This is a genomic window from Cognatishimia sp. F0-27 (assembly GCF_020667845.1).
Taxonomy (GTDB): Bacteria; Pseudomonadota; Alphaproteobacteria; order Rhodobacterales; family Rhodobacteraceae; genus JAFMPQ01.
The window spans coordinates 47,873-73,165 of record NZ_JAFMPQ010000014.1; the positions used below are offsets into that span (position 1 = coordinate 47,873).

The following is a 25,293-nucleotide window of genomic DNA, read 5'->3' on the forward strand; positions in this document are numbered from 1 at the left end:
GCCATCGTAGAGCCGTGTCTGCTGCATGGGCGGGCTCTGTCGATTTGGGATCGACGCCTGTGCAACGGCGATCGACACCAGCCCCCGGACCCTGGCTGTTGTGAAGCCTGCCAGAGCGCGCGCCGCGTCAGACTCGATTGGCCCGCAATGGAGAGAGATGGCGATACAGAGGTGTTGCCCCTCGATCGCGCTTGCCGCGATGGGCGTGGTGTCGCTGTCGGCTGGCGGGAACAGGATCTCGAACACGCCGGAGATCCACAGCACCCCCACCCGGACCGGGACGTCTGGCAGGACGGAGACTGGCCCGGATGCGCAGATCTTCCGCGATTTTGGCCGTGTCGCGCTCGGAGTATCTCGGCCGATCCCTCGGGTCCTGATCACAGGCAGCCGGTCAGGTGATCGCCTCGAGCCGTTCCTTCGAGAGATCGCCCGGCACAATGGTAATCGGGATTGGCAGCGAGCCCGAATTGCGGGTCAGTTGCGTTACCAAAGGTCCGGGACCTTTCTTGTCTGCCGCCGCACCGAGCACAAGCACGCCGATATCCGGATCGTCGCGCACCTGCGCGATGATTTCCGGCACGGCATCGCCTTCGCGGATGACCAGTTCGGGATCGACACCCTGCTTGTCGCGCATCCATTTGGCAAAAACTTCGAAATGCGCGTGGATGCGTTCGCGGCTTTCCTCACGCATGACCGCGCCCACACCGATCCAGTGATTGAACTCATCTGGCGGGATGACGGAGAGAATCGCAACGCCGCCGCCAGTATTGGCGGCACGCATGGCGGCAAACCGCATGGCGTTCAGACATTCCCGGCTGTCATCCAGCACAACGAGAAACTTGCGCATTCGGCTCCCCTCGACCGCGTTCGGCAGTGGCCTGCCCCCGGTCCGCGATCATGGCGTGATGCGTCCCGCGTGGCAAGCCGCGATGCAGCAAAGACGGGACCCCCCGATGCGAAACGGATGCAGGCGGAGCGGGGATCCGCATGCGATAAGCGCCGCATACAGGGGATCTGCACTTGGGGTCGATTATCCGGTCAGATCATAGCGCAACACGGGGAGCGTGCGGCCGGGGATGGAGCCGGAGGGGGCGTCACCAACGCGGCGCGCGCCGAGCCGATGATAGAACGCGGCCGCGTTCGGATCAGAGACGATGGCGAGCTCGTGTGCCCCGGCGCTTCGCGCGGCTGCGCAGGCCCATTCGAACAAGGCACGGCCATGGCCCTCACCCATCCCGGATGGTGTGACGTAAAGCTTTTCGAGGGTCGCGCCCGTGTCGTCGAGGGAGACCCGGACGTAGCCGATGAACTGGCCGGCGTCAGAGATGACAGCGCAAAGATCATTGAGATCCGCCTTTTGCACGGTGAGTTCGTCCTTGCAGGCTGCCATGAACGTGGCGGAATAGCCCCAATGCGCCTTGGCGCGCAGACACAGCGCGCTGAGCGCAGCGCAATCGTCATCGGTTGCGCAGGTCAGGGGGATCACCGGACTGCGCCTTGACGTCACGAGGATGCGGCCCAGTCCCAATACATTTCGCGGACGCGCCGCGTTACGGGACCAGCCTGATAGGCGCAGTCCTCGAAGCCGGTCACGGCGGTGACTTTATGCATATTCCCCGAAAGAAACACTTCGTCGGCCTTTTCGAAATCGGCAAAGGTGAGAACGGTTTCATGCACCTCCATTCCGTCGGCGCGCATGTTCTTGATGTGGCGGGCGCGGGTGATCCCGGCCAGGAAGGTGCCATTGGCGATGGGCGTGAAGACGGCCCCGTCGCGCACCATGAAGACATTCGCCGTCGCGCTTTCGGCGACATTGCCCATAGCATCGGCAACGAGCGCATTGCCGAAGCCGCGCTGGCGCACCTCGGCCAGCATGCGGGCGTTGTTGGGGTAGAGGCACCCCGCCTTGGCATCGACGACGGCGTCTTCGAGAACCGGGCGGCGGAACCGGGTTCGGCCAAGCGTGACGGAGGCGGTCTCGGGTGCAAGGGGGATTTCTTCGAGCGAGATGGCGAAGCCGGTTTCGTCCGGGGCCGGCACGATCGCGGAGGCGTCGCCGTGGATCGCCCAGTACATCGGGCGGATATAGACGGCGGCGTCCTCGGGATAGGCGGCCAGCCCCTCAAGCGCGATCTGCACCATGTCGTCCGTGGAGACCGTCGGGTTTATCATCAACGCTTTGGCCGAGCGGTTGACGCGGGCGCAATGGGCGTCGAGATCGGGCGCGCGTCCGTGAACCCAGCGCGCGCCGTCAAAGACCGAACTGCCAAGCCAGGCGCCATGGTCGGCCGCACGCATGATCGGGGTGTCTCCATCATGCCAGGTGCCTTCGAAATAGGTGCGGATATTGCGCCCGACGGCCATGTGTGTCTCCCCGAATGTCGTCTTTGCGCCGGAGCCTATGCGGGTGAACCGTAGAGGTCCAGAGGCGGTGCGACCGGAACTGCGTTGATGGTCCCGGCGGCTTGAGCGCAGCGGCGGATCTAAAGGGTTCTGCATGGGGCCGGCCTTTGCCAGCGGGGTCCGGCGTCGGATCATCGGCGTCGGGCGACCGACGTGGCGCTGATCGCGTCGCGTGTGCGGCGTGGGGGCCAGCCCCCACACCCCCGGGATATTTGTGGCCCAAAGAAACCCGGCGCGCGCATCCGTCGGGCATCGTGTGAGGGCAATTGCGATACCGAACCGGTTTCCCAGCGTGTCACATGTTGCCGATCGGAAACCGCAAGCGGCGCAAATCGGGTGGATTTGGTCGGGATTGGGAGGCGCGGCGCGGGAAAGCTTCGTTTAGGCTGTGCAAGCGAAGACAGGGAGGCAATAGCCATGAGCGAACGCGTGCGCATCACGCTCGACGGAGAGATCGTCGAAGTGGACGCCGGTATGACGCTTTGGGACGTGGCCCACGGGCGGGGTCTGGTGATCCCGCATCTGTGTCACAAACCGGCGCCGGGCTACCGGCCCGACGGCAATTGCCGTGCCTGTATGGTCGAGATCGAAGGCGAGCGCACGCTTGCGGCGTCCTGCATCCGAGAAGCCGAGGAGGGCATGGTGGTCCACACGGCGTCGGCGCGAGCGCAATCCGCGCGCAGGATGGTCATGGAGATGCTGGTTGCCGATCAGCCCGAGCGCGAAGCAGCGCATGACCGGTCCGCCCATCTTTGGGACATGGCTGACGCCCAGGGTGTCACCGAGAGCCGTCTGCCGACGCTGGAGCCGGACCGCATTCCGCTGCTTGATGACAGTCACGTTGCCATGCGCGTGAACCTCGATGCCTGCATCCAGTGCGGTCTGTGCGTGCGGGCCTGTCGCGAGGTGCAGGTCAATGACGTGATCGGCATGGCGGGGCGGGGGCATGACGCCTATCCGGTGTTCGATTTTGACGATCCGATGGGGGACAGCAGCTGTGTGGCCTGCGGCGAATGTGTGCAGGCCTGCCCGACGGGCGCGCTGATGCCGGCCAGTGTTGTGGATGGCGCGCAAGTTGGTGACAGCAAGGATTTCGACGAAGAGGTCAAGTCGGTCTGCCCGTTCTGTGGCGTGGGCTGCCAGGTGGCCGTCAAGGTCAAGGATGGCCGTGTCAAACAGGTTGATGGGATCAACGGGCCCGCCAATGAAGGGCGTCTTTGCGTCAAGGGGCGGTTCGGCTTTGACTATATCCACCATCCTCACCGTCTGACAAAGCCGCTCATCCGTCGCGACGATGCGCCCGAGAAGGGTTTGAATGTCGACCCGGCGAACCCGTTGACCCATTTCCGGGAGGCGAGTTGGGATGAAGCGCTGGACCGCGCCGCGCATGGGCTGGCCGATTTGCGCAGCTATTACGGTGGCACATCGGTGGCAGGCTTTGGATCGGCGAAATGCACCAATGAAGAGGCCTATCTGTTTCAGAAGTTCATCCGGCAGGGCTTTGGCCACAACAACGTCGATCACTGCACGCGGCTGTGTCACGCGTCATCGGTTGCGGCCCTCATGGAGAATGTCGGATCGGGGGCCGTCACCGCGACCTTCAACGAGATCGAGAACGCGGATCTCGCCATCGTCATCGGGGCCAACCCGACCGAAAACCATCCTGTCGCCGCGACCTTCTTCAAGCAGTTTGCCAAGCGCGGCGGCGAGTTGATCGTGATCGACCCGCGCGGCACGGCGATGAAGCGGCACGCGAGCCATATGCTGCAATTCCGGCCCGGCACGGATGTGGCGTTGCTCAACGCGATCATGAACGTGATCGTGGAAGAAAAGCTCTATGACCGGCAATATATCGAGGGCTTCACCGAAGGGTTCTTTGAATTCCGGGATCATATCCGTGCCTTTACGCCGGAACGGATGAGCGATCTGTGCGGGATCACGCCCGAGGAAATCCGCACCGTGGCGCGCAAATATGCCGATGCCAAGGCGGCGATGATCTTCTGGGGCATGGGCATCAGCCAGCATATCCACGGCACGGACAATGCGCGCTGTCTCATTTCGCTTGCGCTTTTGTGCGGGCATGTGGGCCGGCCGGGCACCGGGCTGCACCCGCTCAGAGGACAGAACAACGTGCAGGGCGCGTCCGATGCCGGGCTGATCCCGCATGTGATGCCGGATTACCAGAGCGTGACCGATCCGGAGGTGCGTTCGCTCTTCCGGCATATCTGGCGCGGGACGGAGATTTCGGAGACGCCGGGCCTGACGGTTGTGGAGATCATGGACCGGGTCTATCGCGGCGAGATCAAGGGGATGTATGTGCTGGGCGAGAACCCGGCCATGAGCGACCCGGATGTGGACCATGCGCGCAAGGCGCTGGCGCAGCTCGATCATCTTGTGGTGCAGGACATTTTCCTCACCGAGACGGCGATGTTTGCCGATGTGATCCTGCCCGCCTCGGCCTTCCCGGAGAAATCGGGCACCGTGACCAACACCAACCGGCAGGTGCAGGTGGCGCGCAAGGCGGTGGATGCGCCGGGGGACGCCCGGGAGGATTGGGCGATCCTCGTGGCGCTGGCCCGACGCATCGGGCTCGACTGGGATTACGACGATCCGCGCGAGGTGTTCGACGAGATGAAGATGTCGATGCGCTCGCTGCATCACATCACGTGGAAGCGGCTCGAAGAGCAATCGGCGGTGACCTATCCGACCAGTGGCCCCGATGACCCCGGACGCGCGGTCGTCTTTGGCGACGGGTTCCCGCGTCGGGCAGGGCGTGCCAAGTTCGCCCCCGCCCGGGTAACGCCGCCGGCGGAACTGCCCGATGAGCGGTTTCCGATGATCCTGACCACGGGGCGACAGCTGGAGCATTGGCATACGGGCTCGATGACTCGGCGCGCGACGGTGCTGGATGCGGTGGAGCCGGAAGCGAATTGCTCGATGCATCCCCGCACGCTGCGTGCGCTGGGCGTGGAGCCGGGTGGGCTTGTGCGGCTTACAACGCGGCGCGGGTCCGTTGAGGTCATGGCCCGTGCGGATCGGGCCGTCGCCGAAGACATGGTGTTTCTGCCCTTCGCCTATGTGGAAGCTGCGGCCAACATCCTCACCAATCCCGCGCTCGATCCATTCGGAAAGATCCCGGAGTTCAAATATTCCGCTGTGCGCGTGGAAAAGGTGGCCGTTGCGGACGGGGTGGCCGCCGAATAGCTGCGCTTTGCACCGCAGAGCACATGGCGTGGACTGGAGCGAGGGACCAGTCCCTCGCGCTCCCTGAAGTATTTCCGGACAGAAGAAAACAGCGGTCGAGCGGAATATGCGCGGCGAGGATCGGGAGAGTGCGCGGTTCAGCGGAATGAATTTGTCCATCCCCGTTGCGCCGCTTGGGGCGGCGCGGTAACCGGGGGCGTCAATGCGTCTTGTCAGAAGGAACCCGCCCCATGCCCAGCCCCTTGCGTCTTGGAATTGCCGGTCTTGGAACGGTTGGTGCGGGCGTCGTGAAGATCGTTCGCCAGAAAGCTGCGCTTCTGGCGGAGCGCAGCGGGCAGGAGATCGTGATTTCCGCAGTGTCGGCGCGTTCCAAGGGAAAGGACCGCGGCGTTCCGCTGTCGGGCTATGCCTGGGAAGACGATCCTGTCGTTCTTGCGCAGCGCGACGATGTGGACGTGTTCGTTGAATTGATGGGAGGCCATGAAGGGCCAGCAAGGGACGCCACCGAAGCCGCGCTGCGCGCCGGCAAGGATGTCGTGACCGCCAACAAGGCCTTGCTGGCGCATCACGGTCAAGCGCTGGCAAGCCTTGCGGAGAGCATGGGCCGCGTGATCCGGTTCGAGGCTGCTGTCGCGGGAGGGATCCCGATCATCAAGGCATTGACCGAGGGGCTTGCGGGGAATGACATCCAGCGCGTGATGGGCGTGATGAACGGGACCTGCAACTACATCCTGACGCGGATGGAGGATGCGGGCCTGAGTTATGACGAGGCTTTTGCCGAGGCTGATGGGTTGGGGTATCTCGAAGCGGACCCCACGCTCGACGTCGGGGGGATAGACGCGGGACACAAGCTGTCCCTGCTGGCCTCCATCGCCTTTGGCACGCAGGTTGCCTTTGATGCGGTGGAACTGGAAGGAATTGGGAGTATCTCCATCGAGGACATCCGGCAGGCCGCGGACATGGGCTTCCGGATCAAGCTTCTCGGTGTTTCGCGCCTGACGGGGCGCGGGTTGGAGCAGTCCATGGCGCCGTGCCTTGTGCCGGCGGGGTCACCGCTCGGGCAATTGGCGGGCGGCACGAACATGGTGGTGATTGAAGGCGACCAGGTTGGTCAGATCGTCATGCGGGGGGCCGGTGCCGGAGAGGGGCCGACGGCGAGTGCGGTGATGGGGGATATCATGGATCTGGCGCGTGGCACGCGGCTGTCGACATTTGGCAAGCCGGCAGAGATGCTGCGCCCGGTCACGCCTGCCAAGGCGGCGACCCCTGCGCCCTATTACCTGCGGATGACATTGCTCGACAAACCCGGCGCTCTGGCAAAGGTGGCCACGGTGCTCTCCGATGCAGGGATTTCGATCAACCGGATGCGTCAATACGATCATGCGGACGATGCTGCGCCGGTGCTGATCGTTACCCACAAGACCACGCGCGAGGCGCTCGACATTGCGCTTGCAGGCATGGCGCAGACCGGGGTTGTGACCGGGGAGCCGGTCGCGCTTCGGATCGAGGAAGTTTGACCACCGGGGGCGGGATCGCGCCGGTTTCATGACCATGCTCAAGGCGCGCCGCGGGTCCTGCGGCCGGCCCGGACCTTGTGATCCTGCGCGCGGGTCCAGCGCCAGTGTTGCGGGTGCGTTTGCGCCATCACCCTTGCTGTTCCGGCCCCACACGGGCTAGAGACAGCGCAACGCTCAATTTTCGTACCGAAAGGCTTTCCATGACCCGCTCCATCGACTTCAACGACCGCATGCTCTCGCTCGGTCTGGCCCGTGTTGCCGAGCAGGCGGCCATCGCATCGGCGGATTACATCGGGCGCGGGGATGAAAAAGCCGCCGATCAGGCCGCTGTCAACGCCATGCGCGAGCAGCTCAACAAGCTCGACATTTCGGGCGTCGTCGTGATTGGCGAAGGAGAACGCGACGAAGCACCGATGCTCTATATCGGAGAAGAGGTTGGCAACGGGAACGGACCGGGGGTGGACATCGCGCTCGATCCTCTGGAGGGGACGACCCTCACTGCGAAGGACATGCCCAACGCGCTGACCGTGATCGCGATGGGACCGCGGGGGACAATGCTTCACGCGCCCGACGTATACATGGACAAGCTTGCCATCGGACCGGGTTATGAGCCGGGTGTTGTCACGCTCGACATGACGCCGACAGAACGGGTCGAGGCGCTCGCGGCTGCGCGGAACTGTCGGACCCGGGACATCACGGTTTGTATCCTCGAACGGCCGAGGCACGAAGACATGATTTCGGAAGTGCGTGCGACAGGGGCCGGCATCCGTCTGATTACCGATGGGGACGTGGCCGGTGTGATGCATTGCGCCGATCGTCAGGTCACCGGGATCGACATGTATATGGGGTCGGGCGGCGCGCCTGAAGGTGTGCTCGCGGCAGCGGCGCTCAAGTGCATGGGCGGGCAGATCTTTGGCCGCTTGCTGTTCCGCAATGATGACGAGCGCGCCCGTGCGGCAAAGGCCGGGATCACGGACCTCGACAAGATCTATACGCGCGACGAGATGGTGACAGACAACGTGATCTTTGCCGCCACCGGGGTCACAAGCGGGTCGCTGTTGCCGGGAATCAAGCGCGAGGTTGGCTATCTGACCACCGAGACGATCCTCATGCGGTCCAAGACAGGCTCCGTGCGGCGGATGGTCTACCGCAACCCAGTGCACTGAACCTGCGAAACGACAGGGTCCGTTGGCGCTTGGCGCGGCGGGCCGATCGGAGGCGTCCATGAGCTATCTCGGCGTCGAGAGCAGCCTGACGGGTCGGCGCTGGGTTGGGCCGTCGGTGGAAACCGAACGTCTCGCCGAAACGCTGGTTCAGCGCACGGGACAGGTCCCGGCGGTCGCGGCGGTTCTGGCGCGGCTCGGCGTGCGACCCGAAGAGGTCGACAGCTATCTGGCACCACGCTTGCGCGATCTTTTGCCCGACCCGCGCAGCCTGCGCGACATGGAACGGGCCGCGGCGCGTGTCGTGGCCGCGGTCAAGGCGCGACAGCGCATCGCGGTCTTTGCGGATTACGACGTCGATGGCGGCGCTTCGGCCGCGCTGCTTCTCGATTGGTTGGGGCAGATGGGGCGCGATGCGACGCTCTATATCCCGGACCGTATCGATGAAGGTTACGGACCAAACGTGCCGGCCATGCGGGCCTTGGCCGCCCGTCACGATCTCATCATCTGCGTCGACTGCGGCACCTTGAGTTTCGAGCCTGTCGCCGCCGCGCAGGAGAGCGCCGATGTGGTTATCCTCGATCATCACCTCGGCGCCGAGACGCTTCCGGAATGTCATGCGGTCGTCAACCCGAACCGTCAGGACGAGGATGGTGCGCTCAGCCATCTGTGTGCCGCGGGGGTTGTATTCCTGCTGTTGGTGGAGGCCGGTCGGCAATTGCGCGAGGCAGGGGAGCGCGGGCCCGACCTGATCGCAATGCTGGATCTTGTTGCGCTTGCGACGGTCGCGGATGTGGCGCCATTGATCGGTGTGAACCGCGCCCTGGTCCAGCAGGGGCTTGCCGTCATGAAGCGTCGGGACCGGGTGGGATTGCGGGCGCTGGCGGATGTGGCACGGCTCGATTCCGCCCCGTCGGCCTATCATCTGGGGTTCGTGCTTGGACCTCGCGTGAATGCGGGCGGGCGGATCGGAGAGGCCGACCTGGGTGCGCGTTTGCTGGCCTGCAGCGACCCGCATGGCGCACAGGCCATGGCGGAAAAGCTCGATCTTCTGAATACGGAACGCCGTGAGATCGAAGCATTGGTGCGGGCTGCCGCGCTCGCGCAGGCAGAAGAGCGCGGTCTCGATGCTCCGCTGGTCTGGGCCGCAGGCGAAGGATGGCATCCCGGTGTCGTCGGCATTGTTGCGGCAAGGCTGAAGGAACAGACCAACCGGCCCGCGGTGGTCATTGGCCTCGACGGTGGTGTCGGCAAGGGCTCCGGTCGCTCGGTTTCGGGCGTTGACCTTGGGGCTTGCATTCAACGGCTGGCCACGGAAGGGCTTCTGATCAAAGGGGGTGGGCACAAGATGGCGGCGGGGCTGACCGTGGCGGAGGATGCGCTTGAAGCGGCGATGGCGCGGCTCGCGGCGCTCCTCGAGAAGCAGGGCGCCGGGCTCGGCGGAGCGGCGGATCTGCGGCTGGATGCGGTGATGATGCCGGGGGCTGCAACACCGGAGCTTCTGGAGCAGATCAACCGTGCCGGGCCGTTTGGCCAGGGTGCGCCGGGGCCCCGCTTTGCCTTTCCAGATCAGCGGATTTCCTTTGCCAAACAGGTTGGCTCCGGTCATCTCAAGTTGAGCTTCGGCGATGGGCTGGGCTCCCGTCTCGATGCGATTGCGTTTGGAGCCTTTGACGGACCGCTTGGAAAAGCGCTCATGGAGCATGGTCAGGCGCGATTCCATCTTGCGGGGCGGTTGGACCTGAACGAGTGGCAGGGTCGCGTGAGCGTGCAACTCCGGCTTGACGACGCGGCGCGCGCTTCCTGAAAGCAACCGGCCATTCTGTAGTATCCTTGGGCCTTGATTTTTATAAGGAATATCGGGTTTCGCGCGTGTAGGATGGCTTTGCGTGGGAAAGCGCAAAAATACCAAAGTTTTTGCTTGCAAGCCTCGGACGGTTTCCATAAAACCCCGCTCACACCACGACAGTGGCCCGTTCGTCTATCGGTTAGGACGCCAGGTTTTCAACCTGGAAAGAGGGGTTCGATTCCCCTACGGGCTGCCACTCCTCCCCCAAACATCAAGAAGATCCGAACTCTACACGTGGGATTGCTCGCGTAGCGTCGGCACAGTTCGCACGTATTTGCGCGGCTGTTCAAACGCTCCTGCGTCGGTGTTGTGCGCGTCCCTCGCGATCAGCGCAGGCTCAAGGATCGACTGATCCTGTGAGGCAGACACAGGCCCCCGTCCTGATCGACCCGGCTTCGGATTTGGTGTTTTCATCCAAGGCTGCCTTCTCAAGCTGAAGAGGCTGTGCGACTCGCGGTTGGGTGACGGGGAAAATGTCTCCGCCTCACCCTCTTTTGGAACCCGGTGATCAGCAACGTGAATGCGAGAATCTCCGGGATATCGCAAAATAATTCACAAAAACAATGAGTTGAGAAACATCTCTCAATATTGATCTAGATCAAACATTCTCTAATTGTAATATGTAATTTATCAAATGTGTTTGGCCGGCTCGCGCCCCGCTCACAAGACAATTTCGATACTCAGGAGGGGAATATCCATGCCGTTTACATTGAATTTTTTGTCGGGTCCAAAGACCTTTACTCTCGACAGTTTGCTGGGAACTTTTGGGGGAGATACATTCCAGACCACGCCAGGGTTGCTGGATACGACGGCGAGCGTTGTTACACCGTTCATCGACAAGGATGGCAATGCGCTTTACGGCGTCGACAGCGAATTTGGCTTCAATGTGACGGATTTTGTCGGTGCGGAGCAAAAGACCCTCGACAGCGACTATGGCGAGGGCTTTGCGGGCAATATTGGCACGGATCTCGATGCGAGCGGCTTTGTGGAGTCCGATGAGGCCATCGGGCTCTCTGTGCGCAATGCCGTAACAGACCTGTTCCGAACACCGGCTCCCCTCGGCACATGGTTGCGTGGTCTGGGTGGCGAGACCGTGAAGGCGTCGACCGAGCATTACGTCACCATGCAGCAGGTCCTCTCCGATCAGGCGTTTCCAGGCGATACATCCGCCTTGTACATGCTGGATGACGATCTCAAGCTCCGCGATCTCGAAGAGACCGCGCCGGGCGTGTTCACTGAAGGGCTCACCCATGACTATTACGTAAAGGAACTGACCGAAGCACTCAACCGCGCCATTTCGGACACTGCGACAAACGCGGGAACACAGACCTACACGGATCTCGATTTTGACCGTGATGGCACCAATGACCCGTTCGATACGCTGACCGTGGTGCAGAACCTCGATCTTGACGGAGACGGTTCCGTGCTGCCGGTCAATGTTGCGGCGCTCGACCTCGATCAGGACGGCCATGCTGATGTCCATGACGTTTTGCTGAATGGTCTCGGAACAGCGGATATCACCGATTTGGTGGAGCCCAATGAATCCACCGTCCTGAGCGACATTGCCTATGGCAACGATTATTCGATCACGCTCAAGGATGACGGCAAGCTGCTCTACAGGTTTGGCACGACGGTCAAGCGTCCGAACGATATTCGTCTCGACATGAAGATCGACCTGCCGGAACTCTGGACAACCGATCTTGATGAAAACGGTATCCCGGACATCGTGGAGAATGGACCGTCCGGGATCACGATCACGCGCGCAGAGCTTATCGTGAACCACGACATCACGAATAACCCGAACGATCAGATCCGCCCCGAAGACTACGAGAATGAAGGTGCCATCGGTCGGCTGCCCTCGTATTACGTGGTCGAAGATCCCGATGATGCGCACAACACGCTCTGGGTGGCGCCGCTGGACAGCCATGACGGCACCGGCACAAAGCTTCCGAGCTACTTGCGGCTCGATCCGAACGGTGACGTGGATCTCGTGTTCCAGGCGGGCGACATCCCTGTTTATGATCCGGACGGCGCGCTTGTCGGGTTCCGCAACAAGGATTTCGAAGGCAATGTGATCGGCACGGTGCTGCGCGATTTCTCGCTTTCGGATCAGGGGACAACGCCACAGACGCAGGGGCTTGATTTCACTTCTTCCGACCTCTCGGGCGGGTTCACCGTCGCGTGGTATACCACGGTCAACCGTGAGCCGTTCCAGTGGTCCTACGACATGTTCGGCGATGATCCTTACAAGAACGTCTATGAGAGCTTTGCCACCCGTGAGGAGGCCGAGGCTGCTGGATACACCGATGATGACCTTGCTTCCGGTCCGCGGTGGCGCCTGACGCCGAACAAATTCGGCCAGGATCTGCCCGGGCTTGAAGTGCCGGTGATCGACAATTCCGCACCGCCTTACCAGCGGGACAACATCAAATACGAAACGGGTGAGTCCTACACCACCACGATCAACCTCCTCGATTGGGGTGAAGATACCAACGGCGACAACGTGGTCGATATCGACGACTCGCCGCTGCGCACGGCTGAGGGCTGGATGCTGGTCGATCCAACTCGTCTCGACGAAAACGCAGACGGTCTCATTGATGAGGGCTGGAGCCAGGTCAACAACAGCTTCGGGCACGGCGATCCCGTCCCGACCGGCCCGATCTACTTTGCGGTTTCGCCAAACGGTCAATCCCTGACGCCCGATTTCCTCGATACGGCCGTCTATGTGAAGGGCGACCGTCAGGACTCGGCCAAGCTCTATGACATTCAGTTGGTGCTGGAATATGAAACCGACCAGACCTTTGTCGAGGTCAATGAGGTGCCGCTGCCGGTGGTGACCTATGGCGGTGGTCAGGATCAGGGCACAGCGGTGAGCTACAACGGTCTCGCGGTTGAACTTCTCAACAACGCATGGAAGCAGGTGGTGGGCGACGATCCGTTCGAAATCACCGAAGAAACCGTCCTGAGCTTTGATTTCAGCAGCTCGCAAGAGGGTGAGATCCACGGCATCGGGTTCGATAACGACAATGCCCTGTCGCCGGAATGGTTGTTCCAACTGGACGGTGTCCAGAACTACGCCGCGGCCAATCAGGCGTTCAACGGAGACTACGTCACGGGCTCGGGTGCTCAGCACTACGATATCCCCGTGGGTCAGTTCTTTACCGGTGATTTCGGCAGCATCGTTCTTGCGATGGACGACGATGCCGGTCTTGGCGGGGACAGCGTGTTCAGCAACCTGCGGGTCGTGACACCGCGGCTGGAGGTGAATGGCACCTTGCTCGATGTGTCTTCGCATGGTCAGACGCAAGATGCAGGCTTTGCGCTCTCGATCGATGACACCACGTTGCAACTCAAGGAGAACGCCTGGAAGGAGCTTCTGGCGCAGGATACGTTCGAGATCACCGAGAACACCGTTCTGAGCTTTGACTTCAGCAGCGATGTCGAAGGGGAAATCCACGCCATTGGCTTTGACACCGACAGCGCCCTGTCCCCGGAATTGCTTTTCCAACTGGACGGTGTGCAGACGCATGACCAGTCCATTCAGGATTTCAACGGGGACTACACCACCGGGTCGGGCGTCCGCCATTACGACATCCCGGTGGGCGAGTTCTACACCGGGAGCTACAGCCGACTTGTTCTGACGATGGATGACGATGCGGGGCTCGGTGGCGACAGCGTGTTCAGCAATGTCACCCTGACGACCGTGGACGATGCCCTTCTCGTCTGAGGTCAGCCACACAAGCTAGGCCAAAGGTGCCGGCGTTGCAGCGATCCGTTCTGCTCCTTGACAGGGCAGCATTGGTTCGGGGCAACGCCGGCATCATCTTTGTCAGCTACCTGTCAAAGAGCGGCCGGTGCGGGGTCGGTCGCCTTGGCTCCGTGCCGCCGCGCTCCGGTCTGGAGAGCGCCGGGAGCCCGCGACGGTCTTTGCCCCTTGGGGCGATCCTTTTGGTCGGGCCGTCTGGCCGGTAACGGCTTCGGATCTGTCCCGCTTCCCTTGCGCGGCGCATCAGAGCGCGGGCGGGAATGGTTTCTGCGACGGGGCATGGCCTTCGCATTTCCGTGCGCGGTCAGAAGCACCGGTCTCACGGGCGGGTGCGGATTCCGGCTTGGCCTCATTGCTCGGGAGCGGCGGGCGACGCCGCAGCGTATCGAACGCTGATCCGTGAGGTCCATCCGAGACTGAGTGGCAAAATCAGAATTGAAATGACGTGATTTTTTGTATACAAAGAAAATACAAAATTCTGGTGAGGGTCCATGTCACGGAAAGATGCATGTTTCGACAGCCTTGTGACGCGGATCCTCGCCATGGATCTGCAGCCGGGGCTCGATTTGGACGAGGCATCGCTCGCCAGCCATTACGGGCTGTCTCGCACGCCGTTGCGCGAAGTGCTGCAACGGCTGTCCGGCGCAGGATATGTGACGATTTCCGAGAATCGGGGCGCCAAGGTTGCGTCCATGGATATCACGGTCATGCGCGTGTTCTTTCAGACCGCGCCAATGATCTATGCGAATGTGATGCAGCTTGCAGCGCGTTGCCGCACCACGGCCCAGCTCGACCGGCTCAAGGATGCGCAGCGCGCGTTCAAATCAGCCGGCCTCGAGGGGGAGGCGCAGGACATGGCGCTCGCGAACCACCGCTTTCACGCAATCACGCTGGAGATGGCCGACAATCCCTATCTGGGCGCCGCGATGAACCGCCTTCTGATCGACCATACCCGTCTGAGCCAGACGTTCTATCGCCCCTCGTCAGCGGATGATGCCGCGCTTGTCGCCACGGCCATCGAGCAGCATGATGCCATGATTGCCGCCATCGAGGCGCGCGAGGGCGCGCTTGCCATTGATCTGACCCTTCAGCACTGGGATCTGTCGCGCGACAGGATGGAGCGATTTGTTCGACCTGATCCATTGCCGGTGGACGTGCTGTCCATGAAGGGTCGTCGCCATGCGTTTTGAAGGGATCTACACGCCGCTTGTCACGCCCTATCACAGCGACTTCTCGCTCAACGAGGTGGCGCTTGCACAGACCATCGAGCTCCTGATCGGGGCTGGTGTGCATGGGCTCATCATCGCCGGCACAACCGGCGAATATTACGCCCAAACGCCGGAGGAGCGGATCGAGATAATGGCGCGCGCGGCGGCTCTCATCAAGGGGCGGGTGCCAATGATCGTCGGGACCGGTGCCATTCGGACCGAGGACAGCGTCATGTATGCCCGCGCGGCCAAAGAGGCCGGTGCAGATGCGTTGCTGGTGGCAACGCCGCCTTATGCCTGTCCGACGGGCCGCGAGATCGCGATGCATGCGCTGGCGGTGGAGCGGGCCGCGACCCTGCCGGTGATGCTCTACAATTACCCCGGCCGCATGGCCGTGAACATGGACGAGGATTGCCTGGACCGGCTTGGCCGCAACGCCAATTTCTGCGCGATCAAGGAAAGCTCCGGCGATCCCAACAGGCTGCATATGCTGGCGCGTGATTACCCACATATCGCTCTGAGTTGTGGCATGGACGATCAGGCGCTGGAGTTTTTCGCATGGGGCGCGCGCAGCTGGGTCTGCGCCGGGTCGAATTTTGCCCCCGAAGCGCATATCGCGCTTTATCAGGCCTGTGCCGTCGAGGGCGATTTCACGAAAGGGCGTGCGATCATGTCCGCGATGCTGCCGCTTATGCGGGTGCTCGAACAGGGCGGCGCGTTTGTCCAGTGCATCAAGCACGGGCTGAGCTTGCGCGGCATCGACGCGGGGCCGCCACGCAAGCCGTTGCAGCCGCTTGCCAAAGACGCGCGCCGTGAACTTGAGGCCGTGATCCGAACGATGAACAGCGCCATTTCCGCGATCGCGGGAGGGATGTCGTGACGACCCCAATCCTGAAGCCGGCCCGGTGGGGTGATGCGCTCTGGGCCCTTCGCGCCGTCTCCGCCGAGCGACTGAATGGGACACCGCAAGGCGTGCCTGAAACCCGTATCCCCTGAACGGCAACTGCCGGAGAGCCCCGTATGACCGACTTGCTGACCCGCACCGAATATGCCGCCATCGCCGCCGATCTCGATCTCCCGGCCGCCCCGTTCATCGATGGCAAATTCCGCTCGGGGTCGGGCGCTCCCATGGCAACGGTCAATCCGGCGACGGGAGAAACCCTTGCAACGCTCTCGACCGCCAGCGCCGAAGATGTGGACCTTGCCGTGCAGCGCGCGCGCAGTGCCTTCGAGCAGGGGCACTGGTCGCGCGCGCATCCATCCGAACGCAAGGACGTGCTGATCCGGCTGTGCAAGCTGATGACGCGGGCCAGACGCGAACTGGCTGTGATGGAGAGCCTCGAAGCCGGCAAGCCGATCCGCGATTGCGAAAGCGTGGATGTCCCGGAGGCAATCCACTGCATCAAATGGCACGCGGAAACCGCGGACAAGATCTATGACAAGACCGCGCCGTCCGGCGATGACGCGCTGTCGCTGATCGTGCGCGAGCCGATTGGCGTGGTCGCTGCGATCTTGCCGTGGAACTTTCCGCTCCTGATGCTGGCGTGGAAAATCGGCCCGGCGCTTGCGGCCGGGTGCTCCGTGATCGTCAAGCCCGCCGAACAGACGTCGATGACGGCTCTACGGGTTGCGGAGCTGGCCCATCTTGCCGGTGTGCCACGCGGCGTTTTGCAGGTTTTGCCGGGCGATGGCCCGTCCGTTGGCGAGCCGCTCGGTCGGCACATGGACGTTGACATGGTCACCTTCACCGGGTCGACCGAAACAGGTCGGCGGTTCTTGCGCTATGCCGCAGACAGCAATCTCAAGAAAGTGGTGCTTGAATGCGGCGGCAAGAACCCTGCGGTGGTTCTGGCGGATGCTGAAAACCTCGATCACGTGGCCGCGCATGTGGTCAATGCAGCCTTCTGGAACATGGGCGAGAACTGCTCCGCGGCGTCCCGGCTGATCGTGCATCGCGACGTCAAGGCACCGTTGCTGGAGCGCATCCTTGCGCGGCTTCGGGACTGGCGCACCGGCGATCCTCTCGATCCGGCCAACCATCTTGGTGCGTTGATTGACGCCGATCACTGCGCCAAGGTCGCCGCCTACCTCACCGGCGATGCGCTTGCGGGCGGCAAGCCGGACGGGCCATTTGTTCCGCCGACGCTCTACGAGGTTTCGAGGCACGACCCGCGCGCCCGCGAAGAGATCTTCGGCCCGGTCTTGAGCGTGATCGAGGTTGCCTCCACCGATGAGGCCATCGCCCTCGCCAACGACACGGAATACGGGCTGGCCGCCTCGGTCTTCACCGCCAATACACGCACCGCGATCCGCGCCGCGCGCGCCATCCGCGCCGGCACCGTGACCGTCAATTGCTACGGCGAAGGTGACGCGGCAACGCCCTTTGGGGGCTACAAGCAATCCGGTTTCGGCGGGCGCGACAACGGTCTGGACGCGCATGACCAATATACCGAACTCAAGACCATCTGGATCGACCTGACCGATCCTGCGGACGGAGACGTTCTGGGATGAGCGCGATCGGTTTTATCGGCACAGGCCATATCGCGGCACCCATGGCGCGGTTTCTGGCGCGTAAAGGCCATCGTGTTGTCGTGACAAAGCGCAACGCGGCAGTTTCGGAGGCTCTGAAAGCCGAGATCGGCGCGGAAATCACCGACGCCCAAGGTGTGCTGGACTGCTGCGAGACCGTGTTTCTGTGCCTGCGTCCGCATGTGGCCGACACTGTTCTCGGTGCCCTGACCTTCTCGGAGGAGCACAAGCTGGTGTCTGTCATGGCCGGGGTGGCCCGAGACCGGCTTAACGGGCTCTGCGCACCGGCACGGCAAATCGTCCAGACCATTCCTCTGGGGTTTCTCGAACAGGGCGGCTGCCCGCTCGCCGCCTTCGGCGACATCGACATGCTTGCGAGGCTGTTCGAACCGGAAAACCCGATTGTGGCAGTCGCCGATGAAGCGGCGCTCAATGCCCATTTCGCCGTTTGTGCCATGGTGCCCGGTTTGCTGGACCTGATGGCCGGGACGGCGGCCTGGCTGGAAACGCGCACGGGCGATGCGGCGGGCGCCACGCTTTTCACCACGCAGATGATGGCGGGGTTTCTGGCTGCGATGGATAAGGCACCGGGCGCCCTGGCGCGTGAACGCGATGCGCTGTCAACAGAAGGGACGCTCAGCCTCACCATGGTGGAAACGCTACGCGGGCTCGGCGCGGACCGGGCCATGATTGCCGGGCTCGACGCCGTCAACCGCCGATTGGAGCCAGACCCATGAGTGTCGCCACCGCAAGCCCCGCCCGCCGTGGTCGTGGCGCGCGCAAAGCAGCGCGGGAGACGCGGGACTTTGCAATGCTGCCCGCGCTCAGGCGCAGGCTGCCGCTGACCGAGCCGATGGACGACAGCCAGATCGCCCGGATCGACGCGGCCTCGATGGACATCCTCGAAAATGTTGGTGTTGTCTTTCGCGACCCGGTCGCCCTTGAGGACTGGCGCAATGTCGGTGCCGATGTGCGCGGAGAGACGGTGCATCTTGACCGGGGGCTGGTGCGCGCCCTGATCAAGACCATCCCGGAGAGCTTCACGATTCACGCGCGCAACCCGGCGAATTCGCTGCCCTTCGGCAAGGATCACAGCATCTTTGTCCCGATGACGGGCGCGCCATACCTGCGCGACCTTGACGACGTGCGCCGCAACCCGACGCTGGAGGATCTGGCGAATTTCCACAAGCTGAGTCACATGCTCCCGGCTCTGCATTCCTCCGCGCATCACATTGTGGAACCATACGACCACCCGATCAGCCAACGGCATCTGCGCATCACCTACTCGTCGATGAAATATTCCGACAAGACGTTCATGGGGATGACGACCAGCCCCAAGAACGCCGAAGATGTGCTGGAGATGTGTGCGCTGCTTTTCGGCGCGGCGTATATGGAAACGCACCCGGTGGTGACCGGCAACATCAACGGCAACTCGCCTCTGGTCTGGGACGAAACGATGCTCGGTGCGCTGCGCGCCTTCAGCCGCCGCAACCAGCCTGTGCTCTGCTCACCTTTCGTTCTGGGCGGTGCGAACACGCCGGCGTCCGTGGCGCCGAGCGTCGCGCAACTGAATGCCGAAGCCCTCAGCGCGCTGGCCTACACCCAGGTGATCCGCCCCGGCGCGCCTGCGATCTATGGTCATTACCTGTCGACCGTGTCGATGAAATCGGGCGCACCGATGGCGGGCACGCCGGAAATCAGCCTGATGAACTTCATGATCGGCCAGCTGGCTCGGTTCTACCGTGTGCCATGGCGCAGCTCCAACACGCTCGGCGGGGCCAAGACCTTCGATGCGCAGGCCGGTTACGAGAGCGCGATGACCCTGAACGCGGTGCTGATGGCGGGGGCCAACTATATCTGGCACTCGGCGGGGTGGAACGAAGCGGGGATGCATTGTTCCATGGCCAAGTTTGTCGTCGACGCAGAAATGTGCGCCATGGGCTACCGCATGGCGGAAGGCATCCGCTGGGACGATTTCGACGAAGCCATGAATGCCGTGCGCGACATTGGCCCGGGCGGTCACTACCTTGGGCACGCCCATACGCTGGAGAATTTTCAGCGCGCCTTCTTCATGCCCGAACTGTTCGACAATAACTCGATCGAGCAATGGCAGGCAGAAGGCAGCGTCGAGATCACCGAACGGGGTTTGCGCCATGCGCGCGCGCTGCTTCAGGATTACCAAGAGCCAAGGCTCGACGAAGGCCGTGATGAGGCTCTCAGGGATTATATCGCGCGACGTGAACGCGAAATTCCCGCTGTCGATGCGCTCAATCAGGCGCATTGAACGATGGTGCATGTCACGCGCCTGCCGAGGGACCCCGGGCCAGCGGGATGGAACCGCCTGCTGCCCGACCCACCCCCGCCGACCCCTCTTGACGGGCGGACCACGTCGGACTGGGTGATCATTGGCGCCGGGTTTGCCGGGTTGGCAGCGGCGCGGCGCTTGTCACAGCTTTGTCCGGGGGATCGGATCACGGTGCTTGAAGCGGCGCGCGTGGCCGATGGTCCCGCAGGGCGCAATTCGGGTTTCATGATCGACGTGCCACATGATCTGTCCTCCCGGAATTATTCCGGCGCATCGACAGCTGATCGTTTGCAGATCGCCGACAACCGTCATGCAATCGCCTTCGCTGCCGCAATGGCCCGCGACTTCGGGCTGAGCGAAGAGGTGTTTCGCCAATGCGGCAAGATCAATGGCGCAGCCACAGCACGGGGCACAGCGCATAACGCTTCGTTTGCGCGCCATCTTGACGCGCTGGGCGAACCGAGCACGTGGCTCGATGCGGGCCAGATGCGCGCGATCACCGGCTCGGATTATTACGAAAGCGGGCTGTTCACGCCGGGGTGCGCCATGCTCCAGCCGGCGGCTTTTGTACGCGGCGTCGCTTATGGCATGCAATCCAACCGGTTGGTGTTGCACGAAAACTCTCCTGTGATCCGGCTTTATCGCGAAGGTGACTGGATCGCGGAGACGCCGCAAGGACGGGTCACGGCGCCCCGCGTCATTCTGGCGGTCAACGGCCATCTTGAGAGCTTTGGTCACGCGCGCGGCCGGCTGATGCATGTCTTTACCTATGCATCCATGACCCGCCGGTTGCGACAGGACGACCTGCGCCCGCTTGGTGGCGAGGCCACGTGGGGGCTGACACCAGCGGATCCGATGGGCACCACGGTGCGCCGGGTGTCGGGAACCGGAGGGGACCGCCTTGTTGTGCGCAACCGGTTTACCTTCAATCCGTCGCTCGCGATCAGCGAGGCGGAGTTGGCCCGCGCCGTGCGTGACCACGACCGCAGCTTCGCCAACCGCTTCCCGCAGCTGGCCGGGATCGAGATGGAGTATCGTTGGGGCGGGCGGCTTTGTCTGTCGCGCAACGGTGTGCAGGTGATCGCGGAACTGGAGGAAAACCTCTGGTCGGCCTGCTGTCAGCAGGGGTTGGGGACGGCCAAGGGAACCCTTGCCGGAATGCTTGCTGCCGAAGCGGCTACCAACACGCCGTCCGAGCGGTTGACCCGCGCACTGGCTGCGGACCGTCCGGCGCGCCTGCCGCCGGCCCCGATCGCCCGGTTGGGCGCGCGCATGCGAATCGCTTGGGATGAACGCCGCGCCGGGCGCGAATTGTAGACCTGTCCAGCCCCGCGAAACCCGGTGCGCGACGCCGGGCGGCCGGATTTTGTGCCGACACCAGAGAGGCGCGGCGTGTCTCAGCCGGTGCTTTGCCTTCAAAACAGGCGTTCGCAAAGCAATATTCAGAAAACTGACGGCTGTGTATTGACAGAAGTGGCATTGGAACCATTCTTACATTGGTTCGCGAAGGGTTCTGCTTCGCGGCGGCTTGTCCTTGTTTGATCGGTGCCTTCATGGCTGCAACCCAAAGTTCAGACGTCACACCTTCCCGCCCGGATGAGGCGCCGCTGCTGCGCGTCGCGGGGTTATCGCTGCGCTTTCGGGGGCAATCCAACGATGTGGTCGATGGCGTCGATCTCGCCGTGCGGCGCGGCGAAGTCCTGTGCATCGTCGGCGAATCCGGATGTGGGAAAAGTGTGACCGCGATGGCCATGATGGGGCTGCTTCCCCAGGATTCCACGAATATATCGAGCGGAATCATGGATTTGGAGGATCGGGTCACTGATCTGTCAACGGATCGCATTCCGGGTGCTGTGCGGGGCAATGAACTGGCGATGATTTTTCAGGAGCCGATGACCTCGCTCAATCCTGCGTTCCGGATCGGTGATCAGATTGCCGAAACGGTGTTGCGCCACCAGGGTGGAACCCGTGCCGAAGCAATGGCACGGGCGCAGGACATGCTGGAACGAGTGGGGATCGCAAACCCGGCGCAGCGCCTGCACGAATATCCGCACCAATTGTCCGGTGGTATGCGACAACGGGTGATGATCGCCATGGCCTTGGCCAATGACCCCAAGCTCTTGATCGCCGATGAGCCGACCACGGCGCTCGATGTGACGATCCAGGCGCAGATCCTCGATCTGATCCGCGACCTGCGGGATGCGACCGGGATGGGCACCGTCATGATCACCCATGATCTCGGCGTTGTCGCGGAAATCGCCGACAGCGTGGCTGTGATGTATGGCGGTCAGGTCGTCGAGCAGGGCCCCGTGGCCGAGATCTTCGACAATCCACAGCACCCCTACACGATCGGCCTGATGAGCGCGATGCCGCGGCTGGACCGCCCGGGCGGGCGGCTTGCCATCGTCCCGGGGACGGTGCCGACCATCGCACAGATGCCGCAGGGCTGCCGTTTCCGCACCCGCTGTGCCTTTGCCTCCGCGATCTGCGCGACACGCCCGCCGCTGGCAGAGCGCGCGCCGGGCCATGGGGTCGCGTGTCACCATGCGCCGCTCGAACTGAACGTGGCGGTGACCGCATGAGCGACGACATCATTCTCGAGGCGGTCAACGTCAAGAAGCATTTCGGCACGGGCGGGGGCTGGCTTTCCAAAACCCCCGTTGTGCAGGCCGTCGATGGTGTCAGCCTGCGCATTCGACGGGGTGAAACCTTTGCCATTGTGGGCGAATCCGGTTGTGGAAAGTCCACGCTTGCCCGCGTTCTCATGCGCCTGCTGACCCCCACCGAAGGCGAAGTATTGTTCGACGGGCGCGAGATCAGCGGGGCGCAGGGTGCCGCGCTCAAGCAACTGCGCGGCGAGATGCAGTTCATCTTTCAGGATCCGTTTGCCTCCCTCAACCCGCGCATGACCGTCGGAAACCTGGTTGGCGAGCCGCTTGAGGTGCACGCGCCGGGCATGACCGCGCAGGAGCGCCGTGATCGGGTGGCCGAACTCTTGCGCAAGGTCGGCCTGCGCCCGGAACATGCCGGTCGCTATCCGCACGAGTTCAGCGGTGGCCAGCGTCAGAGGATCGGGATCGCCCGCGCCTTGGCGTCTGACCCGAAACTGATCATTGGTGACGAGCCAGTCTCGGCGCTCGATGTTTCTGTGCAGGCACAGGTGATCAACCTTCTGGGGGATCTCAGCCGCGATCTTGGTTTGACGCTCGTAGTGATCGCACATGACCTTGGCGTGATCCGCCACATGAGCGACCGCGTGGCGGTGATGTATCTTGGCCGGGTCGTCGAAACCGGCACTGCCGCGGATGTCTTCGCCCGACCGCGCCACCCCTATACGCAGGCGCTTCTCGCCTCAATTCCGGCAACCGGAACAACCGATCACACCGCGACGATGATCGGCGAGATGCCGAGCCCGTCCGATCCACCGTCTGGATGCCGGTTTCACACGCGCTGCCCGCACGCACAGGAGACCTGCCGCAGCCAGACGCCCGTGCTGGCCGAGACCGGGCACCCCGATCATAGCGTTGCCTGTCACTTCTGGCAGACGCTGGCCGATACCGTCCCGCCACCCGCCCCCCCCGAGCGGTCCGACGCTGCCGAGGCGCGTTTTGCGTTGTATCGCGCAGCGACCGAAGGCGGGACGGTGACCCATCTCAACGAAGCCGGAAAACCGGCCGAGCAGACCTGAGTCCTGACGACAACCGACAGAGAGGAAGACCCATGACCTATATCAAGACCGCAATGGTGACGGCCCTGATGGGGGCGACCGCCCTCACCGCCGCCGCTCCGGCCTTTGCCAAGGATCTGCGCATCGCGCTCCAATCGGATGCGGACGTGCTCGATCCGGACCAGTCGCGCACCTTTGTGGGGCGCATTGTCTATGCGTCTCTCTGCGACAAGCTGGTGGACATCACGCCGGACCTTGAAATCATTCCGCAGCTTGCGACCGGATGGGAAACCTCCGAGGACGGCACCGAGATCACCATGACCCTGCGTGAAGGCGTGGTGTTCCACGACGGCACACCCTTCAATGCCGAGGCCGTCGCCGCCAATATCGAGCGGTCCCAGACGCTTGACGAAAGCCGCCGCAAGTCCGAGCTGTCCTCCATCACCGGAACAGAGGTGACGGGCGAGTACGAGATCAAGCTGATGCTGGCCGGGCCCGACGCCACGCTCATGGCGCAGCTTGCGGACCGCGCAGGCATGATGGTGTCTCCCACCGCAGCGGCCGCAGCCGGTGCCGATTTTGGCCTCAACCCGGTCTGCTCCGGCCCCTTCAGCTTCACCGAGCGCGTGGCGCAGGACAAGATCGTGCTCACGAAGTTCGACGATTACTGGAACGCGGACGCGATCAACTTCGACAGCGTCACCTTCCTGCCGATCCCGGATACGACCGTGCGTCTGGCAAACTTGCAGTCGGGCGATATCGACATGCTCGAACGGCTTGCCGCGACGGATCTGGCACAGGCGGAAGCGGATGAGAACATCGTCGTCGACCGCGCCGTGTCGCTGGGTTACCAGGGCATCACCTTCAACATCAACAATGGTGAGCGGGGCGATAATCCGTGGGGCAATGACAAGCGTCTGCGCCAGGCGCTGAGCTATGCCATCGACCGTGAAGCGCTCAATCAGGTTGTGTTCGAAGGTGCGTTTGCCGCCGGCAACCAGCCCTTCCCGTCAACCTCGCCTTGGTACAACGCCAGCCTTCCCGTCGAAGGGCAGGACATCGAGAAAGCCAAGGCGCTTTTGGCTGAAGCGGGCTTCCCGGATGGCATCGACCTCGAAGTGCAGGTGCCGAATTCGACCGTTCCGCTGGCGGTGATGCAGGTTGTGCAAGCCATGGCCGGTCAGGCAGGCATCAACATTTCGCTGACGTCGAAAGAGTTCGCGACGCTGCTCTCCGATCAATCAGCAGGCGACTATCAGGCGAGCCAGATCGGCTGGTCGGGCCGGATCGACCCCGATGGCAACAACCACCAGTTCGCGACGACGGACGGCGGGATCAACGACTCCAAGTATTCCAACCCGAAGATGGACGAGTTGCTGAACGCTGCGCGTGTCGGCTCCACGACGGAAGAACGCAAGGCGCTCTACGATGAGGCCATCGCGATCATGTTGGAGGATCTCAACCGCCTGTTCCTGTATCACGTGACCTGGATCTGGGCCTATAACGACAGCATCAAGGGGTTCACCCCGTATCCGGACGGGATGATCCGCCTCGAGGGCGTCACCTGGGAGGAATAACCTTCCCTGTTCCCGCGCCGTTTCCCAAGAGCGGCGCGGGAGTTTCAATCCGCCGGTCGCCCCTTCCAAGACCGTTCCGGGCATCCTGACCCATAAGGGCACACC

At 62.9% G+C, this 25,293-nt stretch carries 17 protein-coding genes and 1 tRNA gene; 15 read left to right on the forward strand and 3 right to left on the reverse strand.

Features of this window, described 5'->3' with window-relative positions; all coding sequences use genetic code 11:
* Positions 1–391: 391 nt before the first annotated feature.
* The 3 genes from J1C49_RS09545 to J1C49_RS09555 form a co-directional block, all read right to left on the reverse strand.
* Positions 392–847 (reverse strand): universal stress protein, encoded by a 456-nt coding sequence (locus J1C49_RS09545; RefSeq protein ID WP_227445591.1) that lies wholly within the window; start codon positions 845–847, stop codon positions 392–394.
* A gap of 183 nt (positions 848–1,030) precedes the next feature.
* The gene (locus J1C49_RS09550) at positions 1,031–1,486 is read right to left on the reverse strand and encodes a GNAT family N-acetyltransferase (RefSeq protein WP_227445592.1); all 456 of its coding nucleotides are present in this window, start codon (positions 1,484–1,486) and stop codon (positions 1,031–1,033) included.
* Positions 1,487–1,503: 17 nt separating this feature from the next.
* Positions 1,504–2,364 carry a branched-chain amino acid aminotransferase gene (locus J1C49_RS09555; RefSeq protein ID WP_227445593.1) on the reverse strand — a complete coding sequence of 287 codons (861 nt, stop codon included), beginning with the start codon at positions 2,362–2,364 and terminating at the stop codon, positions 1,504–1,506.
* Between the two features lie 456 nt (positions 2,365–2,820).
* On the opposite strand from J1C49_RS09555, the gene fdhF reads away from it, so the two are divergent.
* The 15 genes from fdhF to J1C49_RS09630 all read left to right on the forward strand — a co-directional run bounded on the left by fdhF (position 2,821) and on the right by J1C49_RS09630 (position 25,188).
* Positions 2,821–5,607: a formate dehydrogenase subunit alpha gene (gene fdhF / locus J1C49_RS09560; protein ID WP_227445594.1), complete on the forward strand. Its 2,787-nt coding sequence runs from the start codon at positions 2,821–2,823 to the stop codon at positions 5,605–5,607.
* A 230-nt stretch (positions 5,608–5,837) separates the two neighbouring features.
* Positions 5,838–7,124 carry a homoserine dehydrogenase gene (locus tag J1C49_RS09565; RefSeq protein ID WP_227445595.1) on the forward strand — a complete coding sequence of 429 codons (1,287 nt, stop codon included), beginning with the start codon at positions 5,838–5,840 and terminating at the stop codon, positions 7,122–7,124.
* A gap of 200 nt (positions 7,125–7,324) precedes the next feature.
* On the forward strand, positions 7,325–8,290 hold the full coding sequence (gene glpX / locus J1C49_RS09570) for a class II fructose-bisphosphatase (protein ID WP_227445596.1): 966 nt from the start codon (positions 7,325–7,327) through the stop codon (positions 8,288–8,290).
* A 58-nt stretch (positions 8,291–8,348) separates the two neighbouring features.
* Positions 8,349–10,094 carry a single-stranded-DNA-specific exonuclease RecJ gene (gene recJ, locus J1C49_RS09575; protein WP_227445597.1) on the forward strand — a complete coding sequence of 582 codons (1,746 nt, stop codon included), beginning with the start codon at positions 8,349–8,351 and terminating at the stop codon, positions 10,092–10,094.
* Positions 10,095–10,257: 163 nt separating this feature from the next.
* Positions 10,258–10,332: transfer RNA gene (locus J1C49_RS09580), tRNA-Glu, on the forward strand.
* Between the two features lie 501 nt (positions 10,333–10,833).
* Complete coding sequence (locus J1C49_RS09585; protein WP_227445598.1) at positions 10,834–13,863, forward strand: hypothetical protein; 3,030 nt, start codon at positions 10,834–10,836, stop codon at positions 13,861–13,863.
* A gap of 530 nt (positions 13,864–14,393) precedes the next feature.
* A complete protein-coding gene (locus J1C49_RS09590) occupies positions 14,394–15,092 on the forward strand; it encodes a GntR family transcriptional regulator (RefSeq protein WP_227445599.1) in 699 nt (232 codons plus the stop codon).
* On the forward strand, positions 15,082–15,990 hold the full coding sequence (locus tag J1C49_RS09595; RefSeq protein WP_227445600.1) for a dihydrodipicolinate synthase family protein: 909 nt from the start codon (positions 15,082–15,084) through the stop codon (positions 15,988–15,990). The genes J1C49_RS09590 and J1C49_RS09595 overlap by 11 nt, the downstream gene beginning before the upstream one ends.
* A gap of 140 nt (positions 15,991–16,130) precedes the next feature.
* Entirely contained in the window at positions 16,131–17,621 is a 1,491-nt protein-coding gene (locus J1C49_RS09600; RefSeq protein ID WP_227445601.1) for an aldehyde dehydrogenase, read from the forward strand.
* Positions 17,618–18,376, forward strand: a complete 759-nt coding sequence (locus J1C49_RS09605) for an NAD(P)-binding domain-containing protein (RefSeq protein ID WP_227445602.1) — start codon at positions 17,618–17,620, stop codon at positions 18,374–18,376. Before J1C49_RS09600 ends, J1C49_RS09605 begins: the two co-directional genes overlap by 4 nt.
* The gene (locus J1C49_RS09610; protein WP_227445603.1) at positions 18,373–19,923 is read left to right on the forward strand and encodes a trimethylamine methyltransferase family protein; all 1,551 of its coding nucleotides are present in this window, start codon (positions 18,373–18,375) and stop codon (positions 19,921–19,923) included. Before J1C49_RS09605 ends, J1C49_RS09610 begins: the two co-directional genes overlap by 4 nt.
* A 3-nt stretch (positions 19,924–19,926) precedes the next feature.
* Positions 19,927–21,261 carry an FAD-binding oxidoreductase gene (locus tag J1C49_RS09615; RefSeq protein ID WP_227445604.1) on the forward strand — a complete coding sequence of 445 codons (1,335 nt, stop codon included), beginning with the start codon at positions 19,927–19,929 and terminating at the stop codon, positions 21,259–21,261.
* A 236-nt stretch (positions 21,262–21,497) separates the two neighbouring features.
* Positions 21,498–22,526 (forward strand): ABC transporter ATP-binding protein, encoded by a 1,029-nt coding sequence (locus tag J1C49_RS09620; protein WP_227445605.1) that lies wholly within the window; start codon positions 21,498–21,500, stop codon positions 22,524–22,526.
* Positions 22,523–23,632: an ABC transporter ATP-binding protein gene (locus J1C49_RS09625; protein WP_227445606.1), complete on the forward strand. Its 1,110-nt coding sequence runs from the start codon at positions 22,523–22,525 to the stop codon at positions 23,630–23,632. The genes J1C49_RS09620 and J1C49_RS09625 overlap by 4 nt, the downstream gene beginning before the upstream one ends.
* Positions 23,633–23,664: 32 nt before the next feature.
* A complete protein-coding gene (locus J1C49_RS09630; protein WP_227445607.1) occupies positions 23,665–25,188 on the forward strand; it encodes an ABC transporter substrate-binding protein in 1,524 nt (507 codons plus the stop codon).
* Positions 25,189–25,293: the final 105 nt, after the last annotated feature.

Excerpts from the sequence above, each read along its gene's own strand:
- J1C49_RS09545 (WP_227445591.1), bottom strand. The coding sequence starts at position 847 with ATGCGCAAGTTTCTCGTTGTGCTGGATGACAGCCGGGAATGTCTGAAC.
- J1C49_RS09555 (WP_227445593.1), bottom strand. The coding sequence starts at position 2,364 with ATGGCCGTCGGGCGCAATATCCGCACCTATTTCGAAGGCACCTGGCAT.
- fdhF (WP_227445594.1), top strand. The coding sequence starts at position 2,821 with ATGAGCGAACGCGTGCGCATCACGCTCGACGGAGAGATCGTCGAAGTG.
- J1C49_RS09565 (WP_227445595.1), top strand. The coding sequence starts at position 5,838 with ATGCCCAGCCCCTTGCGTCTTGGAATTGCCGGTCTTGGAACGGTTGGT.
- glpX (WP_227445596.1), top strand. The coding sequence starts at position 7,325 with ATGACCCGCTCCATCGACTTCAACGACCGCATGCTCTCGCTCGGTCTG.
- recJ (WP_227445597.1), top strand. The coding sequence starts at position 8,349 with ATGAGCTATCTCGGCGTCGAGAGCAGCCTGACGGGTCGGCGCTGGGTT.
- J1C49_RS09585 (WP_227445598.1), top strand. The coding sequence starts at position 10,834 with ATGCCGTTTACATTGAATTTTTTGTCGGGTCCAAAGACCTTTACTCTC.
- J1C49_RS09590 (WP_227445599.1), top strand. The coding sequence starts at position 14,394 with ATGTCACGGAAAGATGCATGTTTCGACAGCCTTGTGACGCGGATCCTC.
- J1C49_RS09595 (WP_227445600.1), top strand. The coding sequence starts at position 15,082 with ATGCGTTTTGAAGGGATCTACACGCCGCTTGTCACGCCCTATCACAGC.
- J1C49_RS09600 (WP_227445601.1), top strand. The coding sequence starts at position 16,131 with ATGACCGACTTGCTGACCCGCACCGAATATGCCGCCATCGCCGCCGAT.
- J1C49_RS09605 (WP_227445602.1), top strand. The coding sequence starts at position 17,618 with ATGAGCGCGATCGGTTTTATCGGCACAGGCCATATCGCGGCACCCATG.
- J1C49_RS09610 (WP_227445603.1), top strand. The coding sequence starts at position 18,373 with ATGAGTGTCGCCACCGCAAGCCCCGCCCGCCGTGGTCGTGGCGCGCGC.
- J1C49_RS09615 (WP_227445604.1), top strand. The coding sequence starts at position 19,927 with ATGGTGCATGTCACGCGCCTGCCGAGGGACCCCGGGCCAGCGGGATGG.
- J1C49_RS09620 (WP_227445605.1), top strand. The coding sequence starts at position 21,498 with ATGGCTGCAACCCAAAGTTCAGACGTCACACCTTCCCGCCCGGATGAG.
- J1C49_RS09625 (WP_227445606.1), top strand. The coding sequence starts at position 22,523 with ATGAGCGACGACATCATTCTCGAGGCGGTCAACGTCAAGAAGCATTTC.
- J1C49_RS09630 (WP_227445607.1), top strand. The coding sequence starts at position 23,665 with ATGACCTATATCAAGACCGCAATGGTGACGGCCCTGATGGGGGCGACC.